Origin of the sequence: Variovorax multivorans, from assembly GCF_051216835.1 — a bacterium.
GTDB lineage: Bacteria > Pseudomonadota > Gammaproteobacteria > Burkholderiales > Burkholderiaceae_C > Variovorax.
In genome coordinates this window covers 224,015-242,440 of the sequence record NZ_JBPJZL010000002.1, presented here as the reverse complement: position 1 = coordinate 242,440, position 18,426 = coordinate 224,015, and the positions used below count along the sequence as shown (strand labels likewise).

Genomic DNA, 18,426 nt, shown 5'->3' with positions numbered 1-18,426 from the left:
GCACTCCCAAGCGCGTGCCTTCAGCGATGGAACCTGACGCAGGGGCATCGCATTTTTTGTCGATCTGAACCCGTCAATCCATTCACCGCGAGCCGAATAGCAAATGAACAAGTCATACAGAAGCATATGGAACGAAGCCCTGGGAGCATGGGTGGCGGCTTCCGAGCTCACCTCGGCGCGCGGCAAGCAAAGCGGTAGCGCGAAGCGGTCGACGTTCCGTCTCCTGGCCGTGGCCGCCATCTATGGGGTGATGCAGGGCGGAGCCGGGGTGGCGTACGCCAACGTCATCAATACGGACGGCACCTGCGTGACGGGATCGAGTGGCATCGTCGGCCGCGTGAATCCCGGGAGCACCAGTGGAGCGACCGGTGCACCGACGCAAGACGGTACCGGCACCTACTCGCTGGTGTCGGGATGCAACGCGACCGGTACGGGCTCGACTGCAGTGACTGTGTACGGCGCATTCGCCCAGGGCCGGGCAACCGGAGCTTCCGCATTCGGCTTCCTCAGCAACGCGAGCGGCAAGTGGAGCAGCGCCTACGGGCTGGAGTCGAACGCGGGCGGCATCTCCAGCATCGCGATGGGCTTCGGCAGCAATGCTGCCGCGCTCAATGCCGTAGCCATTGGCGGCGCGGGCGGGGACGGCACTACCCCGCTGACCGTTGCCAACTCGACCACCGCCTCGGGCAGCGGGGCGGTGGCCATCGGCAGCAACGCGACCAAGGGCGCGCAGGCGACCGCGACGGATTCCATCGCCATCGGCGGCCAGGCTTTTGTCAGTTCCGGGGCCACTTCGGGCGTAGCCATCGGCCGCGGCGCCAACGTCGCGGGTACCAGTGCGATTGCGCTCGGTGACGGCGCGAACGCGATCGGCAGCAATGCCATCGCCATCGGCACGAATGCCAATGCTGCGACTACCGGCGCCTCGAATCTTGCGATCGGCTGGGGCGCCGTGGCGACGGGTACGGCTGCTGGGTTGGGCGATTCCACCGCCGTTGGCACAGGTGCCAAGGCCACCGGCCAGGATTCGACCGCCGTCGGCGGCCAGACCACGGCCAGTGCCTTGAACACGCTGGCGATCGGCAACAACGGCACCACGGCTTCTGCCAGCGGCGCGACCGCCTTCGGGGTGGGAGCCAAGGCCACGGGCCAGAACTCGCTGGCAGCGGGCAATGGCACGCTGGCTTCGAACACCGGCTCCATCGCCATCGGCAGCAACACTACCGACGTGGCCAAGTCGGCGGCCGTCGACGGCATCGCCATCGGCGGTCAGTCTTCGGTGGCGGCTGCCGCCAACTCCGGTATCGCGGTCGGTCGCGGCTCGATCGTCAGCGGCACAGCCGGTGTTGCCGTTGGCGACGGCGCCAATGCAGCGTATGCAAACAGCGTCGCAATCGGCGCGGGCAGCGTGACCGGCGCCGCGGCGCCTACCGGCAAGGGGTTCCTCACCAACACCAACGCGCCTGCGTCCGAGGTTTCGGTGGGTTCGTCTTCCGCCCTGCGGCGAATCACGAACGTTGCCGATGGCGCGGCGCCCCAGGACGCCGTGACCGTGGCTCAGTTGAGCACGGGCATGAGCACTACCGCGAGCAGCATCGGCAGCCTGTCCACGGGCCTGAGCACGACGAACAGCAACGTGACCAGCCTGTCGACTTCGACGTCTACCGGCCTGAGCACTGCGACGAGCAACATTGGCAGCCTTTCGACCGGGCTCAGCACGACCAACAGCAGGGTTTCCAGCCTGTCGACCTCGACTTCGACCGGTCTGAGCACTGCGACGAGTGGTATCGGCAGCCTGTCGACTGGCCTGAGCACGACCAACAGCACCGTCAGCAGCCTGTCCACGTCGACCTCGACGGGTCTGAGCACGGCGACGAGCAGCATCGGTAGCTTGTCGACTGGCCTGAGCACCACGAACAGCAACGTGACCAGCCTGTCGACGTCGACCTCGACCGGTTTGAGCACGGCGACGAGCAGCATCGGCAGCCTGTCGACTGGCCTGAGCACCACGAACAGCAACGTGACCAGCCTGTCGACGTCGACCTCGACCGGGCTGAGCACTGCGACGAGCAGCATCGGCAGCTTGTCGACTGGCCTGAGCACCACGAACAGCAACGTGACCAGCCTGTCGACGTCGACCTCGACCGGTCTGAGCACAGCGACGAGCAGCATCGGTAGCTTGTCGACTGGCCTGAGCACCACGAACAGCAACGTGACCAGCTTGTCGACCTCGACGTCGACCGGTCTGAGCACAGCGACGAGCAGCGTCGGCAGTCTGTCTACAGGCCTGAGCACGACCAACAGCAACGTTGCGAGCCTGTCGACTTCGACCTCGACGGGTCTGAGCACCGCCACGAGCAGCATTGGCAGCCTGTCTACCGGCTTGAGCACGACGAACAGCAACCTGACCAGCCTGTCGACTTCGACGTCGACAGGTCTCAGCACTGCGACGAGCAGCATCGGCAGCCTGTCAACGGGCCTGAGCACGACGAACAGCAACGTCTCCAGCCTGTCCACCGGCTTGAGCACCGCAACGAGCGGCATCGGCAGCCTGTCGACTGGCCTGAGCACGACCAACAGCAACCTTGGCACCCTGAGCTCGTCGGTCAGCTCAATCTACAACACCGGTACGAAGTACTTCCACGCCAACAGCATTGGCGCGGACAGCCAGGCCAACGGCGCCGACAGCGTGGCCATCGGCCAGAACGCGATCTCCAACGGCGACAACAGCGTGGCGGTCGGCAAGAACGCCCAGACCACCAAGCCCGACAGCGTGGCGCTGGGTGCGAACTCGGTTGCGAGCGTGGGCGCGTTGGCCAACTACGACGCGTTCGGCTTGACGAGCAAGCAAAGCTCGTCGGGTGAAGTGAACGTGGGCAACCGCCAAGTCACAGGCGTGGCGCCGGGCAGCGCGGACCAGGACGCCGTCAACGTCCTGCAAGTCAAGACCGTCACAGCTTCGTTGTCGAGCAGCATCGGCACCGCAACGAGCAGCATTGCCAGCCTTTCGACCGGCCTGAGCACGACGAACAGCAACGTGACCAGCCTGTCGACCTCGACGTCGACGTCGACCGGTCTGAGCACGGCGACGAGCAGCATCGGCAGTCTGTCGACCGGCTTGAGCACGACGAACAGCAATGTGACCAGCTTGTCGACTTCAACGTCGACCGGTCTGAGCACTGCCACGAGCAGCATTGGTAGCTTGTCTACCGGCCTGAGCACGACCAACAGCAATGTGACCAGTCTGTCGACCTCGACGTCGACTGGTCTGAGCACTGCGACGAGCAGCATCGGCAGCCTGTCTACCGGCTTGAGCACGACGAACAGCAATGTGACCAGCTTGTCGACTTCAACGTCGACCGGTCTGAGCACTGCCACGAGCAGCATTGGTAGCTTGTCTACCGGCCTGAGCACGACCAACAGCAATGTGACCAGTCTGTCGACCTCGACGTCGACTGGTCTGAGCACTGCGACGAGCAGCATCGGTAGCCTGTCGACTGGCCTGAGCACCACGAACAGCAACGTGACCAGCCTGTCGACGTCGACCTCGACCGGTCTGAGCACTGCCACGAGCAGCATTGGTAGCTTGTCTACCGGCCTGAGCACGACCAACAGCAATGTGACCAGTCTGTCGACCTCGACGTCGACTGGTCTGAGCACTGCGACGAGCAGCATCGGTAGCCTGTCGACTGGCCTGAGCACCACGAACAGCAACGTGACCAGCCTGTCGACGTCGACCTCGACCGGGCTGAGCACTGCGACGAGCAGCATTGGTAGCCTGTCTACAGGTTTGAGCACGACGAACAGCAATGTGACCAGCCTGTCGACCTCGACCTCGACGGGCCTGAGCACAGCCACAAGCAGCATCGGCAGCCTGTCCACGGGCTTGAGCACGACAAACAGCAATGTGACCAGCCTGTCGACCTCGACGTCGACCGGTCTGAGCACAGCCACCAGCAGCATCGGCAGCCTGTCGACGGGCCTGAGCACGACGAACAGCAACGTCACCAGCCTCTCGACTTCGACTTCCACGGGCCTGAGCACGGCGACGAGCAGCATTGGCAGCCTGTCTACCGGCTTGAGCACGACCAACAGCAACGTGACCAGCCTGTCGACCTCGACCTCCACGGGCCTGAGCACGGCGACCAGCGGCATCGGCAGTCTGTCGACCGGCCTGAGCACGACGAACAGCAATGTGACCAGCCTGTCGACCTCGACCTCGACGGGCCTGAGCACAGCCACAAGCAGCATCGGCAGTTTGTCGACTGGCCTGAGCACGACAAACAGCAACGTGACCAGTCTGTCGACCTCGACGTCGACCGGCCTTAGCACCGCCACCAGCAACATCGGCAGCCTGTCCACCGGCCTCAGCACCGCCAACAGCAGCATCGGCAGCCTGTCCACGGGCGTCGCGAACTCGGTCCAGTACGACGATGCGACTCACACCAAGGTCACGCTGGGCGGCGTCGGTGCGACATCGCCGGTCATCCTCACCAACGTTGCCGCGGGTGTGAACCCCACCGACGCGGTGAACTTCGGCCAGCTGACTTCGCTGTCGACCTCGGTTTCCAGCGGTATTGCAAGCCTGTCGACTTCCACTTCGACTGGCTTGAGTACCGCGACGAGCAGCATCGGCAGTCTGTCTACCGGCCTGAGCACGACCAACAGCAACGTTTCCAGCCTCTCGACTTCGACCTCCACGGGCCTGAGCACTGCCACGAGCAGCATCGACAGCCTGTCTACGTCGACTTCAACGGGCCTGAGTACCGCGACCAGCAGCATCGGCAGCCTGTCTACCGGCTTGAGCACGACGAACAGCAGCGTCTCCAGCCTGTCGACTTCGACGTCGACCGGTCTGAGCACAGCCACCAGCAGCATCGGCAGCCTGTCGACCGGCCTGAGCACGACCAACAGCAACGTTTCCAGCCTCTCGACCTCGGTCTCCACGGGCCTGAGCACTGCCACGAGCAGCATCGACAGTCTGTCCACGTCGACTTCAACGGGCCTGAGCACGGCGACCAGCAGCATCGGCAGCTTGTCGACCGGCCTGAGCACGACAAACAGCAATGTGACCAGCCTCTCGACCTCGGTCTCCACGGGCCTGAGCACTGCCACGAGCAGCATCGACAGCCTGTCCACGTCGACTTCGACGGGCCTGAGCACGGCGACCAGCAGCATCAGCAGCCTGTCTACCGGCCTGAGCACGACGAACAGCAATGTGGCGAGCCTGTCGACGAGCCTGAGCGGTTCGACGAGCGCTATTGCCAGCCTGTCGACTTCGACCTCGACCGGCCTGAGCACGACAAACAGCAGCGTTGCCAGCCTCTCGACCTCGACCTCCACAGGTCTGAGCACTGCCACGAGCAGCATCGACAGTTTGTCCACGTCGACTTCGACGGGCCTGAGCACCGCGACAAGCAGCATCGGCAGCCTGTCGACCGGCTTGAGCACCACCGACAGCAGCCTCGCAAGCCTGTCCACGTCGACCTCGTCGGGCCTGAGCACTGCGACCAGCAACATCGCCAGTCTCTCGACGGGCGTCGGTAGCCTGTCGACCAGCCTGAGCACGACCAACGTCAACGTCAACAGCCTGAGCACGTCGGTCAACAACATCTACAACACCGGCACCAAGTACTTCCACGCCAACTCGACGGCGGCAGACGCAGACGCCTCCGGCCAGGAAGCCGTGGCGATTGGCCCGCAGTCGGTGGCCAGTGGCGCCAACTCCTTCGCGGCCGGCAACGGTGCGAAGGCGACGGCCGACGGCGCGGTGGCGGTGGGCTTCGGCGCGCAGGCCACGGGTGCGAACGCGATCGCCATCGGCACCGGAGCGCTGGCCACGGGCTCGCAGGCGATCGGCGTGAACTCCCGCGCGGGCGGCGGCGGCGTGGCGCTGGGCGACAACGCGGATGCCGGCGGCACGCAGCTGAGCAAGGCGCAGAACATCTCGCAGGGCACGGCCATCGGCTTCGGCGCGATCGTGACGCAAAGCGGCGGCGTGGCGCTGGGTTCGGGCTCGGTGGCTTCCACCGCGGCGGGCGTGGCCGGTTACGTGCCGGGCGGTGCGTCGGCACAGCAGCAAGCAGCCGTCAATGCGACCACCAGCACGCAGGCCGCGGTGTCGGTGGGCGATGCAGCCAACGGGCAGTACCGCCAGATCACGGGCGTAGCAGCAGGCACGGCCGACAGCGACGCGACCAACGTGGCGCAGCTCAAGGCATCGGCAGCCGCCGCGAAGGCCGGCAGCGTGCAGTACGCGACCAACCCGGACGGCTCGGTCAACTACAACCAGATCACGCTGGGCAACGGCCAGGCAACTGGCGGCACGCGCATCAGCAACGTGGCACCGGGCATCCTGCCGGGCGACGCGGTCAACGTGCAGCAGCTGAACCAGGTGCAGAGCCAGGTCGGCGACGTGGCCCGCATCGCCTACTCGGGCACGGCCATGGCCTTCGCGATGTCGGGCACCTATCTGCCGACGCTGTACCCCGGCGAGAAGACGGTGGGCGTGGGCCTCGGCAGCTACAAGGGCTACAGCGCGGTGGCGCTGACCTTCAAGGCGCTGTCCGACGACGGCAAGATGTCCTGGGGCGCGGGCCTGACGACCACGGGCAAGGAGTGGGGCGTCAACGCCGGCATCGGCTGGAAGTGGAAATAAGCCACTGAATCGGCCAGCGACCGGCCGGCTCCCGCGCTGTGATGGTGCGGGAGCCTTTTCTTTTGGTACACACTTCGCCCCCATGCGCATTGGTATTTCAGTCCTCACCCACGCAGGGCAGAACATCTGGGAGAACGGGATGGGGCAGAACGTCCTGTTCCTCGCCCGGCTGCTGCAACGCATCGGGTTCGTCGAATCCGTCACCCTGATCGACGCCGGCGACCAGCCGAACATGCCCCCTCAGGTCGACTTGGCTGCCATGGGCTTGACCTTCGGGCGGGCGCGCGAGTTGACCGATGCGCTGGACGTGGTCATCGAGATGGCCGGCGCGCTCGACGTGCAATGGCTCTCCTACTTTCGCGCATGCGGCGGCCGCGTGGTGTTCCATTGCGTGGGCCAGCCTTTCGCGGCGCTGGCCGAGCCGATCGTGTTCACCGACAAGGGCCACTTCAGCAAGCCCGACCGCTGCGACGAGGTGTGGCTGCTGCCCAAGGACGAAGTGTTCACGCCCATGATGCGCACCATGCACCGCTGCCCGGTGTTCGAGGTGCCGTACCTCTGGTCGCCGCAGTTCCTGGCCCAGCGCGTCGCGGAGGTCGAGGCTGCGGGCCATCGTTTCGGCTACACGCCGCGCACGGTGGAGCAGCCGGGCTTTCGGGTGGCGATCTTCGAGCCCAACATCTCGGTGGTGAAGTCCAGCAGCGTGCCGATGCTGATCTGCGACGGGGCTTACCGCGCCGACCCGGCGGCAGTGACCTCGATGCAGGTGCTCAACACCCTGCACATCAAGGACCACCCGACCATGCTGTACTTGGCGAACTCGCTCGACATCGTGCGCCAGCACAAGGCGATCTTCCACGGCCGGCACGACTTCGCGGGCTTCATGGTGCAGTTCGCCGACGCGGTGGTTTCGCATCAGTGGCAGAACGACCAGAACTACAGCTACCTCGATGCGCTCTACGGCAACTACCCGCTGGTGCACAACTCGCCCTGGCTGCGCGATGCGGGCTACTACTACCCTGATTTCGACGTGGCAGCTGGCGCGGCACAGCTGCTGCAGGCCGTGCGCGATCACGACCGGCAGCTGGGCGACTACCGCGCCCGCTCGCAACGCGTTTTCGATGCGGTCGATCCGCTCAACCCCGCGAACGTCGACGGCTATGCGCAGCGCCTGCTGCACCTGGTGGGCGGCAATGCCGCATTCCGTGCCGACGGCGTGAGGGCCGCCGCATGATGCCGGCCAAGCTGAAGGTCGGCGTTTCCATCTTCATCCGCAAGGGCGAGCAGAGCCTGTGGGAGAACGGCGTCTACCAGAACTGCCTGTTCCTCGTGATGCTGCTGCTGCGCTCGCCGCGCGTGGAAAGCGCCGTGCTGGTTGCCGGCGGTGGCGACGGCGGCCCGGCTGACGCCACCAACTTCCTCGCCGATTCGCCGGTGCCCATCATCGACATGCCCACGGCAGCTCAGGAGCTCGACCTCATGATCGAGATGAGCGCCCAACTGGCCATGCCGTGGTCCGTGGCGTTTCGCGAGCGTGGCGGCAAGGTCGTCTCGATGCGCGTGGGCAACGACTACGTGATCGACATCGAGCGCATGATTTTCAACAAGCCGCACGGCCTGCTGATTTCGGGCGCGCCCTACGACGAGGTCTGGACGATTCCCGAGTACGAGGTGTCGTGCAAGCCTTACTTCGAGAGCACCTTCCGCGCGCCGGTGCGGCTCATGCCGCATCTCTGGAGCCCGATGGTTCTCGAACGCGCCATGACCCGCGCGCCGGCGGACAGCCCGGCCTTTGCCTACAAGCCCGGTCGCAAGCAGTGGCGCGTGGCCATCTTCGAGCCCAACATCTGCATGGTGAAGACCAGCTTCATCCCCATGCTCGGCTGCGAGGCGGCGCACCGCGCGCAGCCGCGGCTGATCGAGAAGATGTGGGTCTACAACAGCTTCCACCTGAAAGACAAGCCGCTGTTCATCGGCTTCGCACAGAGCCTGGACATCGTGCAGCACGGGCTGGCCACCTTCGAGGGGCGCTTTCCGGTGTACCAGGTGATGCCCGGCAAGATCGACGCCGTGTTCGCGCACCACTGGGAGAACGCGCAGAACTACCTCTACTACGAGGCGCTGTACGGCGGCTATCCGCTCGTCCACAACTCGCACCTCATCGGCGACTGCGGCTACCGCTACCACGGCTTCGACTGCGAGGAGGGCGGCCGCGCCCTGCAGCGCGCCTTTGCCGAGCACGACGCCGACCTGCCGGCCTACCGCGAGCGCGCGCGCCGCTTCATCGCCACGCTCGACCCCGAGGGCGAGGACAACGTGCGCGCCTACACCGCCGCCATCGAAAACCTTTACGCATGAGGACCGGGATGAAGCCGACCCAACGAATTTCCCGCCTGCTGATTACCACCGCTGCATGGGCCGCCGCCGGCACCGCGCTTGCCCAAGGCGTGCTGGTGCCCCAGGCCCCGCCCGCGGCGCCGCAGGACACGCTCACGCGCGCCGCCACCAGCGTGGGCATCAAGCGCTGCCTGCCGGCCATCACGCGGCTTTCCACGCTCGCCGTGCAGGGCGCCCGCAGCCACGACGTGCTGCTCGACTGGGACCGCAAGCGCCCCGACGGCGGGCCGATGTTCTCGCTGATCGGCATGGAGTTTCCCAACGCCGGCGTGGCCGCGTCGATCACCGCCATTCCCGATGAAAGCGGCGCCTGCACCGTGTCGGCCGAGCGCATCTCTGTGGCGCCCTTCACCTGCGCAAGCGTCGGCCAGCAGGAGTTGGCGAGCTACAAGATGACGCGGCTGCTGCCCAACTACGCGGTCTACACCGACGAGAAGGAGCCGACCTCGTCGGTCTCGCTGATCGATTCGCCGCCGGGCTGCCTGGTCATCCGGCGCTATGTCGAATATGGCTGGCGGGATCCGGCTGCTGCTGCGGCGGCCCAGCCTCCGAAGAAGCGGTAGGCGCGTCCGTCTCCGACAGGCCGGGGAGCCCTTGACCGGCCCTCGGGGCCAGTCACAAGCCTCAAGAATGGTGCCAATCCGCGCGCATTCGTCGCGGAAGGAGACGCACCATGCCTCTGGCGACACTGATCGGCCGATGGGCCATGCAGCCATTCTCGAAGGCGCTCCCGCCGTTGGGCGACACCGAGCGCGCCGCGCTCGAGGCGGGCACCGTCGGCTTCGAAGGCCAGCTCTTCGCAGGCCGCCCGGACTTCGATGCACTGGCGGCCATGGGCCCTAACCAACTCACCGAACGCGAGCAGGCCTTTCTCCACAACGAAGTGCGCGAGCTGTGCCACATGCTCGACGACCACGCCATCGACCAGGCGCACGACCTGCCGCCCGAGGTGTGGCGCTACCTGCGCGAGAAGCGCTTCTTCGGAATGATCATTCCCGAGAAATTCGGTGGCCTCGGCTTCGGTCACCATGCACACGCCACGGTGGTGGCGCGCATCGCCACCGTCAACGTGGCCACAGCCGTCACGGTGATGGTGCCCAACTCGCTCGGCCCGGCCGAACTGCTGCTGCGCTATGGCACCGATGCGCAGAAAGGCCACTACCTGCCGCGCCTTGCAGACGGCCGCGAGCTACCGTGCTTCGGCCTGACATCGCCGTATGCGGGCTCGGACGCGGCATCGATTCCTGACCGTGGTGTGGTGGTCGAGCGCGAGTTCAACGGCAAGCCGACGCGCGGCTTCCTTGTCGATTTCGACAAGCGCTACATCACGCTCGCGCCGGTCGCCACCGTGGTCGGGCTGGCCTTCCACGCCATCGACGAAAGCAGGCCTGAAGCCGAGCGCGAACTCGGCATTACCTGCGCGCTGATTCCCGTGCCGCACGAGGGCATGGAGATCGGCCGTCGCCATCGCCCGATGGACAGCGCCTTCATGAACGGTCCGATCCACGGCCGGCAGGTGTTCGTGCCGATGGACTGGATCATCGGCGGCGAGAGGCAGGTCGGGCAGGGCTGGCGCATGCTGATGGAATGCCTGGCCGCGGGCCGCGCAATCTCGCTGCCCGCGCTGGGCTCGGCGATGCAGCAGACCGCGCTCTACGTGAGCAATGGCTACGGCCAGATTCGCGAGCAGTTCGGCATGCCGGTCGGCAAGTTCCATGCGGTCGCGGGGCTGGTGGCGCAGATGTCGGCCGAGTTGTATGCGACCGATGCGGCGCGGCGCTTCACGGCCGCCGCGCTCGACAAGGGCGAGCGGCCCAGCGTGGCGAGCGCCATCCTCAAGGTGCAGCTGACCGAAGCCGGGCGCCGCGCGGTCAACCACGGCATGGACATCCTCGGCGGCAAGGGCATCATCTCCGGCCCCTCGAACCTGCTCGGCGTGTCCTACCGGCAGGCGCCGATCGCGATCACGGTGGAGGGCGCGAACATCCTCACGCGCGCGCTCATCGTGTTCGGGCAGGGCGCGGTGCGATGCCATCCGCATGTGCTCGACGAAATGGCGGCCGTGCAGGCGAAGGACGAGGCCGCGCTCGGCAAGGCGCTGATGGCGCACGGCAGGCACGTGGCGTTGAACCTGTGGCACAGCCTCTTCGGCGCACCGGTGCTCGGCACGCCGCCCGATGGACTGGCGCACGAAGCGCGGCTCCTCGCGCGCATGAGCGCCAAGTACGCGCTCACGGCCGATCTCGCGATGGGCATGCTTGGCGGCAAGCTCAAGCGCATGGAACTTCTGTCGGCGCGCCTGGGCGACGTGCTCGCGCACCTGTACCTGGCCAGCTCGTGCATCTGGCGCTATCGCGCCGATGCGGCGCCTGAGCTGCTGCCCTTCGCGCGGGCTGCGATCCGCCTGCAGATCGACGAGGCCGGCAGGATCCTGCGCGATCTCTACGCGAACCTGCCGACGGCGGGCCGGCGCGTGATCGGTGCGCTGGTGCAGCGCCGCACCGCGCACCTGGCACCGCTGCGCGACGTGCAACTGCTCGAACTGGCCGACCTGCTGCGCAAGAACCCGCGCATCGTCGAACGCCTGGCGCCCGACCTGAGCGAGCCCGCCGCGGGCGGCCTGCGCGACCTGATGTATGCGATGGAATTGGGCGCACAGCTAGGCGACGCCACGGCCGCGCTCAACAAGGCGCTGCGCCGCACGAACTCGCTCGAAGAAGCGGCCCACTCGGCGCCTGACCCCGAACTGGCGCTCGCTTATCTGAAGGCGGCCGACAAGGTCATCCAGGTGGACGACTTCGAAGGCCCGCCGCGCGATGCAGACGGCAGGGCCGACCTCAGCCCGCCTGTTGCTGCTGCGCAGCCAGTGCCATCAGCGCCGCAGCCGTCTGCTCATCTGCCGGAAAGAACGACTCCACCGCGAGTTCCTGCAATGTGACGTCGACCGGCGTGCCGAAGATCGTGATGGTGCTGATGAAGCTCAGCACGCCGCTGGGCATGACCACCTGAAAGGGCACGGCCACCGCCGACAGCGCGGTGTCGATGATGGGTGCGTCATGGCTCACGGCGGGCGGGGGATAGGCCGCGAGTTCGTCGTGCAGCTCTTGCAGCACCACGTCGCCGGTGGCGGCGATCTGCTGTTGCAGTCGTTCGAGCAGATGAGTGCGCCACTGCGCGAGATTGGCGATGCGCGGCGCCACGCCGTCGGGGTGCAGGCTCAGGCGCAGCACGTTGATGGGCGGCTTCAGCAGCTCGGGCGAGGCGCCTTCCATCAGCAGCGGCACCAGCGCGTTGTGCGCCACCAGGTTCCAGTGGCGGTCCACGGCCAGCGCGGGGAAGGGCTCGTGGCCCTTCAGCACCAGGTCGATGGCGCGGCGCGCGGAGGCCATTGCCGGGTCGTCGAGCGAGCGCTGGCGGTACATCGGAGCAAAGCCGGCGGCCACCAGCAGCGCGTTGCGCTCGCGCAGCGGCACCTCGAGCCGATCGGCCAGGCGCAGCACCATCTCTCGGCTGGGCGCGGCGCGGCCGGTTTCCACGTAGCTCAGGTGGCGGGTCGAGACCTCGGCCTCCTGCGCCAGGTCGAGTTGGCTCAGGCGGCGGTGGGTGCGCCAGTGCCGCAGGTGGGCGCCGAACGGATCGCGCGCGCCGGGCTGGCTGGCCTTGGTCGGGTGGGAGCGGGTGGTGTTCATGAGCCGCATTCTGGCGTGACGGCGGCGCGGCGCCATGACCTCCCAGGTCATCGACGCGATCCACGCCCGCCGGAATCATTGGCTCCAACGCGGCAGGACTGGCTTGCGGCGTAACCACCCAGACCCAAGGAGATTCACATGTCCGTCTTCGCATCCCCCCGCTTCCTGCCCGCCGTGATGTGGGCCGACGCCGCCTCCTGCGCCGCGACCGGTGCGCTGCAGGTGGCTTTCACCGGCGCGCTGGCCGGCTTGACCGGACTGCCGGCGCCGCTGCTCATGGGCACCGGTGTGTTTCTTTTGGCTTACGCCGCCCTCGCGGCCTTCATGGCCAGCCGCAGCACGCCGCCGCGCATGCTGATCGGCTTGGTCGTCGCCGGCAACTTCGGCTGGGCCGTGGCCTGCATTGCGCTGCTGGTGAGCGGCATGTTTGCGGTCACTGCGCTGGGCATGGCATGGGTGCTGGCGCAGGTGGCGTGCGTGGTTGTGTTGGCCGAGCTGCAATGGACTGGCTTGCGCCGCACCCGTGGCGGCTCGAACATGGCCCTTGCCTGAAGGTGGTTGCGAGGAATGCCGGCGACGCCTTTGCACCCGGCATTTTTCGCCATGAGGAACGTGGCATTGCACAGGCGTGGCGGCGAAGGCCGACTACAACAGTTGACATTCATCCCCGCTATCCTTGAGGAGCTTCCACGAACAAACAGGAGTCCCTCCATGGCCAAAGCCCCGGCGCATGCCTTTGCGTCCACCCTCAAGACCTTCAAGACCCCGTCTGGCAAGTCCGGCAAATACTGGTCCCTGAAGGAGCTGGCCAAGCAATACCCCACCATCGACCGCCTGCCCGTCTCCATCCGCATCGTGCTCGAATCGGTGCTGCGCAATTGCGATGGGCAGAAAGTCTCGGCCAAGCACGTCGAAGAGCTGGCCCACTGGGCGCCGAACGCCGAGCGCGTAGACGAAATTCCCTTCGTCGTTACCCGCGTGGTGCTGCAGGACTTCACCGGGGTGCCGCTGCTGGCCGACCTGGCCGCCATGCGCAGCGTGGCCGCCAAGCTGGGCAAGTCGCCCAAGACCATCGAGCCGCTGGTGCCCGTCGACCTGGTGGTCGACCACTCGGTGATGGTCGACTACTACGGCACGCCCAAGGCGCTCGACCTGAACATGAAGCTGGAATTCCAGCGCAACAACGAGCGCTACCAGTTCATGAAATGGGGCATGCAGGCCTTCGACACCTTCCGTGTCGTGCCGCCGGGCTTCGGCATCGTGCACCAGGTCAACCTCGAATACTTTGCGCGCGGCGTCTACAAGAGCCCGAGCGACAAGGGTGACAAACCAACGTACTACCCCGACTCCCTGGTCGGTACCGACAGCCACACCACCATGATCAATGGCATCGGCGTGGTCGGCTGGGGCGTTGGCGGCATCGAGGCCGAGGCGGCCATGCTGGGCCAGCCGGTCTACATGCTCACGCCCGACGTGGTGGGCTTCGAGCTCACCGGCAAGCTGCGCGAAGGCGTCACGGCAACCGACCTGGTGCTGTACGTCACCGCCATCCTGCGGGCCGAGAAGGTGGTCGGCAAGTTCGTCGAATTCTTCGGCCCCGGCGCTGCATCCATCGCCGTGCCCGACCGCGCGACCATCGGCAACATGGCGCCCGAATACGGCGCGACCATGGGCTTCTTCCCGGTCGACGACATGACCGTGGCGTATTTCGAAGGCACCGGCCGCACCAAGGAAGAAGTCGAGCGCTTCGCCGCCTACTACAAGGCGCAGGGTCTCTACGGCATGCCCAACCCGGGCGACATCGACTACACGAAGATCGTCAAGCTCGACCTGGGCACCGTCTCGCCCAGCCTGGCCGGCCCGAAGCGCCCGCAGGACCGCATCGACCTCGGCCACCTCTCCACCAAGTTCTCTGAGCTCTACAGCAAGCCCAACGACGCCAACGGCTTCAACCAGCCGGCCGACAAGCTCAAGCTGCGCTATCCGCTGGTCGCGGCCGGTAAGGCCGGTGACGAAGAAGCCGCCCCGCCGCCGGCAGGCGCGCCGCTCGACGTGGTCGAGATGGTGGCGAACCGCTCGACCAACGCCGCCGCGCACGTGAGCGCCACCGCGCCTTCGGCGCCCAAGGGCGAAGTCACCATCGGCAACGGCGACGTGCTGATTGCTGCCATCACCTCGTGCACCAACACCTCGAACCCGAGCGTGATGCTGGCCGCCGGCCTGCTGGCCAAGAAGGCCGTTGAAGCCGGTCTCACGGTCAAGCCGCACATCAAGACCTCGCTGGCTCCCGGCTCGCGCATCGTGACCGAATATCTCGAGAAGGCCGGCCTGCTGCCGTACCTCGAAAAGCTCGGCTTCTACCTCGCGGGCTACGGCTGCACCACCTGCATCGGCAATGCCGGCGACCTCACGCCCGAGATCAACGAAGCGATCACCAAGAACGACCTGATCGGCGCGGCCGTGCTGTCGGGCAACCGCAACTTCGAGGCGCGCATCCACCCGAACCTGAAGGCCAACTTCCTCGCCTCGCCGCCGCTGGTGGTTGCCTTTGCCATTGCCGGCAACGTGATGACCGACCTGATGACCGAGCCCGTGGGCAAGGGCAAGAAGGGCAAGGACGTGTACCTCGGCGACATCTGGCCCACGCCGAAGGAAATCGACGACAACCTGCGCTACGCGATGAACGCCAAGTCGTTCCGCGAGAACTACGAAAAGGTCAAGACCGACCCGGGCAAGTTCTGGAGCAGCATCAAGGGCACCAACGGTCAGGTGTACGACTGGCCGAAGTCGACCTACATCGCCGAGCCACCGTTCTTCGAGGGGTTCAAGATGAAGCCGCATGCGTCGGACGCGGGCTTCAAGGGCGCGCGCGTGATGGCGCTGTTCGGCGACTCGATCACCACCGACCACATCTCGCCTGCAGGCTCCATCAAGGAAAGCTCGCCCGCGGGCATCTGGCTCAAAGCGCACGGCGTGCCCAAGGCCGACTTCAACAGCTATGGCTCGCGCCGCGGCAACCACGACGTGATGATGCGCGGCACCTTTGCCAACGTGCGCATCAAGAACCTGATGATTCCGCCGGATGCCAACGGCACGCAGGAAGAGGGCGGCGTCACGCTGTTCCAGCCGGGCAACCAGAAGATGTTCATCTACGACGCCGCCATGAAGTACATGGAGCAGGGCGTGCCCACGGTGGTGTTCGGCGGCGAAGAGTACGGCACCGGCTCCTCGCGCGACTGGGCTGCCAAGGGCACGCAGTTGCTGGGCATCAAGGCCGTGGTGGCGCGCAGCTTCGAGCGTATCCACCGCGCCAACCTGGTCGGCATGGGCGTGCTGCCGCTGCAGTTCCGCGGCGCCGATTCATGGCAGACGCTGGGCCTCACGGGCGACGAGCAGATCGACGTGGTGATCGGCAGCGAGCTGAAGCCGCAGATGGACGTGAAGCTGGTCGTGCACCGCCCCGACGGCACGCACCAGGAGGTGACGGTGCGCCTGCGCATCGACACGCCTATCGAGGTCGACTACTACAAGCACGGCGGCATCCTGCCCTTCGTGCTGCGACAGCTGCTGGAATAACTCCCGGGAGCACGCCCGTCGGTGCTGCTACTTCGAGGCGGCGTCCAGCCGCTGCGCAAGCTGGTCGAGCACCGGGCGGATCTTTTCGCCCACGCTGATCTGAGGGTTCGAGAAGCCGTCTTCCTTGCCGGCCTCGATCTCGCGCTGCTTGATCAGCGGCACGGCCGCTGCGAAGGCGGTTTCGAAGGAGCGAGTCTTGCGCAGTTCCTCGTTGAACATCGCGCGGCCGAAGAAGGTCAGCTCCGACAGCCGGCCGCATCCGTACGAGGTGTGCGTGGCGTCGGCGGCGGTCATCACCAGCGTGTTTTCGTTGGCCAGCGGTTCGATCCAACCCCCTGAATAGCAAGCCGACACTGCCACCACCCGGTGGCGAATGCCGGCTTCATCGAGAGCCTTGCGCAGTTCTTCCGGCGTGAGCCAGGGCACCGCCAGCGGCCAGTGCGCGGCGGCCAGCTGGTGGTCGCGCGCACCGTGCGAGGTGAGGTAGACGATCAGCACGTCGTTCTCGCGGTCCATGCGCTCGGCCAGCGCGGCGATGGCGCGCTGCAGGTTGAGCGGGGTGGCCCAGGGCAGCGTCTCGGCTGTGGTCGCGTGGTTCATCAGGTGGATCACGCGGCCCTTGGCGTCGAAGCGTTCTTCCAGCAGTTGGGTGACCATGTTGCTTTCGCGCAGGAACACGTCTTCAGACGCGTAGGGCGCAAACACCAGCCCGTAGACGTTGGTTTGCCCCGGCTTGCCGGCGGGCAGCGCCGCGACCGTGCGCTCCCACAGCGCCTGCTGCTCCTCGAAGAGTTCCTGCGTCAGCTGCATGCGCGCACGCTCGGGCTCGGTGGATGCGGTGCTCGCATCGGGCTGCCACATGCGGTCCTGCGTGTTGAGCGATTGCCAGAAGGTCAGCGTCAGCAAGGCCACGAACGCGGGCGCGAAGATCGCGAGCCGCCAGCGTGCGCCGGCTTCGCGCGCGGTGAACCGCACCAGCGCCAGCACCATCCACGCGCATCCCAGGCCGAAGACAACCCAGTAGCCAGGCGAGGTGGCGATTGCCGACGGCAACCAGCCGCGCGTGTAGCCCAGCGCCAGCACGCCGAGCGCCAGGTTGGCCGGGAACATCGCCCAGGTGGCCAGCACAAACCAGCGCGCCAGTCCGCCGCCGCGGGCCCGCCCGGACAGCGCGAACCAGCCCAGCCACGCGAGCACGCCCAGCACCCAGAGCGTGTTGAGGCCGACGGTTTCGTAGAGCCGTGCGGGGCCGGCGATTTCGAGGCGCGCCAAGCCGGTCCAAACGAGTTCGGGCAGCAGCACGAGCAGCAGCAACTGCCAGGGCGCGGGCCGTGCATCGACGCGCGGCTCCAGCAGGAGCGAGGCGCGCAGGCCGCCGGCCAGCCAGCGCAGCAGGCTCGCGCGCGGCGGGGTGTCCTGCGTGGGCGATGGCGAAGCGGGGGCTTCTTCGGTGTTCTCGGTGGGCTGTTGCGGTGCGATGATGTCTTCGGGCATGTCGTCGATCATGCCCTTGGGGGCCGTGCTTCTTGCCGGCTGTCGCCCCGGGTTTGCCTGAATAACTTTCTTCTTCTTCTGCCCATGCTTCGCATCGGTCTCATCTCCGACACGCACGGGCTCCTGCGGCCCGAGGCCATCGCCTTCCTGAAGGGCAGCGACTTCATCGTGCACGGCGGCGACATCGGCAACGTCGGCATCCTCGAAGCGCTCGCGGCCATCGCGCCGCTGACGGTCGTGCGCGGCAATAACGACCGTGAGCCGTGGGCAGATGCCATCGCGGAAACCGAACTCGCGAAGTTCGGCGGCGTGCACCTCTATGCCATTCACGATCTTGCGCAGCTCGACATCGACCCGCCCGCGGCCGGCGTGCGCGTGGTCGTCTCGGGTCATTCGCACAAGCCGAAAGTCGAAGAGCGCGATGGTGTGCTCTACGTCAATCCAGGCAGCGCGGGCCCGCGACGGTTCAAGCTGCCGATTTCCGTCGCCGAACTCGTTATCGACGGTGCTTCAGTGACTGCGCGCGTCGTCTCGATCGACCCGCAGGGTGGTCTTCCCTCTACCGGGGGAGGCACCTGAGATCCGGCCTTGAGCCGGTTTCTTGATGTTTCT

Annotated in this window: 10 protein-coding genes and 1 pseudogene; 9 read left to right on the top strand and 2 right to left on the bottom strand. The window is 66.5% G+C overall.

Features of this window, described 5'->3' with window-relative positions; translation table 11 throughout:
• Positions 1-103: 103 nt before the first annotated feature.
• The 6 genes and pseudogenes from ACSFCA_RS04720 to ACSFCA_RS04695 form a co-directional block, all read left to right on the top strand.
• Positions 104-5,920: pseudogene (locus ACSFCA_RS04720) on the top strand (ESPR-type extended signal peptide-containing protein); the annotation flags it as partial.
• Between the two features lie 60 nt (positions 5,921-5,980).
• Complete coding sequence (locus ACSFCA_RS04715; protein WP_435476430.1) at positions 5,981-6,658, top strand: YadA-like family protein; 678 nt, start codon at positions 5,981-5,983, stop codon at positions 6,656-6,658.
• A gap of 82 nt (positions 6,659-6,740) precedes the next feature.
• Entirely contained in the window at positions 6,741-7,892 is a 1,152-nt protein-coding gene (locus ACSFCA_RS04710; protein WP_435458794.1) for a DUF2827 family protein, read from the top strand.
• Entirely contained in the window at positions 7,889-9,016 is a 1,128-nt protein-coding gene (locus tag ACSFCA_RS04705) for a DUF2827 domain-containing protein (RefSeq protein ID WP_435458793.1), read from the top strand. Before ACSFCA_RS04710 ends, ACSFCA_RS04705 begins: the two co-directional genes overlap by 4 nt.
• Before the next feature lie 8 nt (positions 9,017-9,024).
• Positions 9,025-9,618, top strand: coding sequence for a hypothetical protein (locus ACSFCA_RS04700; RefSeq protein ID WP_435458792.1), 594 nt, complete (start codon positions 9,025-9,027; stop codon positions 9,616-9,618).
• 110 nt (positions 9,619-9,728) lie between these two features.
• The gene (locus ACSFCA_RS04695; protein WP_435458791.1) at positions 9,729-11,993 is read left to right on the top strand and encodes an acyl-CoA dehydrogenase; all 2,265 of its coding nucleotides are present in this window, start codon (positions 9,729-9,731) and stop codon (positions 11,991-11,993) included.
• Here the strand turns inward: ACSFCA_RS04695 and ACSFCA_RS04690 are convergent.
• Positions 11,893-12,744, bottom strand: a complete 852-nt coding sequence (locus tag ACSFCA_RS04690; protein WP_435458790.1) for a helix-turn-helix domain-containing protein — start codon at positions 12,742-12,744, stop codon at positions 11,893-11,895. The two genes, ACSFCA_RS04695 and ACSFCA_RS04690, sit on opposite strands and share 101 nt — an antisense overlap.
• A gap of 138 nt (positions 12,745-12,882) precedes the next feature.
• Here ACSFCA_RS04690 and ACSFCA_RS04685 point away from each other — a divergent pair, with 138 nt between their 5' ends.
• Together ACSFCA_RS04685 and ACSFCA_RS04680 are read left to right on the top strand one after the other, a co-directional pair.
• Positions 12,883-13,296: a hypothetical protein gene (locus ACSFCA_RS04685; protein WP_435458789.1), complete on the top strand. Its 414-nt coding sequence runs from the start codon at positions 12,883-12,885 to the stop codon at positions 13,294-13,296.
• Positions 13,297-13,455: 159 nt separating this feature from the next.
• Positions 13,456-16,320, top strand: coding sequence for an aconitate hydratase (locus ACSFCA_RS04680; protein ID WP_435458788.1), 2,865 nt, complete (start codon positions 13,456-13,458; stop codon positions 16,318-16,320).
• A gap of 27 nt (positions 16,321-16,347) precedes the next feature.
• On the opposite strand, the gene ACSFCA_RS04675 is transcribed toward ACSFCA_RS04680, so the two are convergent.
• Positions 16,348-17,826, bottom strand: coding sequence for a C13 family peptidase (locus ACSFCA_RS04675; protein ID WP_435458787.1), 1,479 nt, complete (start codon positions 17,824-17,826; stop codon positions 16,348-16,350).
• 72 nt (positions 17,827-17,898) lie between these two features.
• On the opposite strand from ACSFCA_RS04675, the gene ACSFCA_RS04670 reads away from it, so the two are divergent.
• Positions 17,899-18,393 (top strand): metallophosphoesterase family protein, encoded by a 495-nt coding sequence (locus tag ACSFCA_RS04670; RefSeq protein WP_258350661.1) that lies wholly within the window; start codon positions 17,899-17,901, stop codon positions 18,391-18,393.
• Positions 18,394-18,426: the final 33 nt, after the last annotated feature.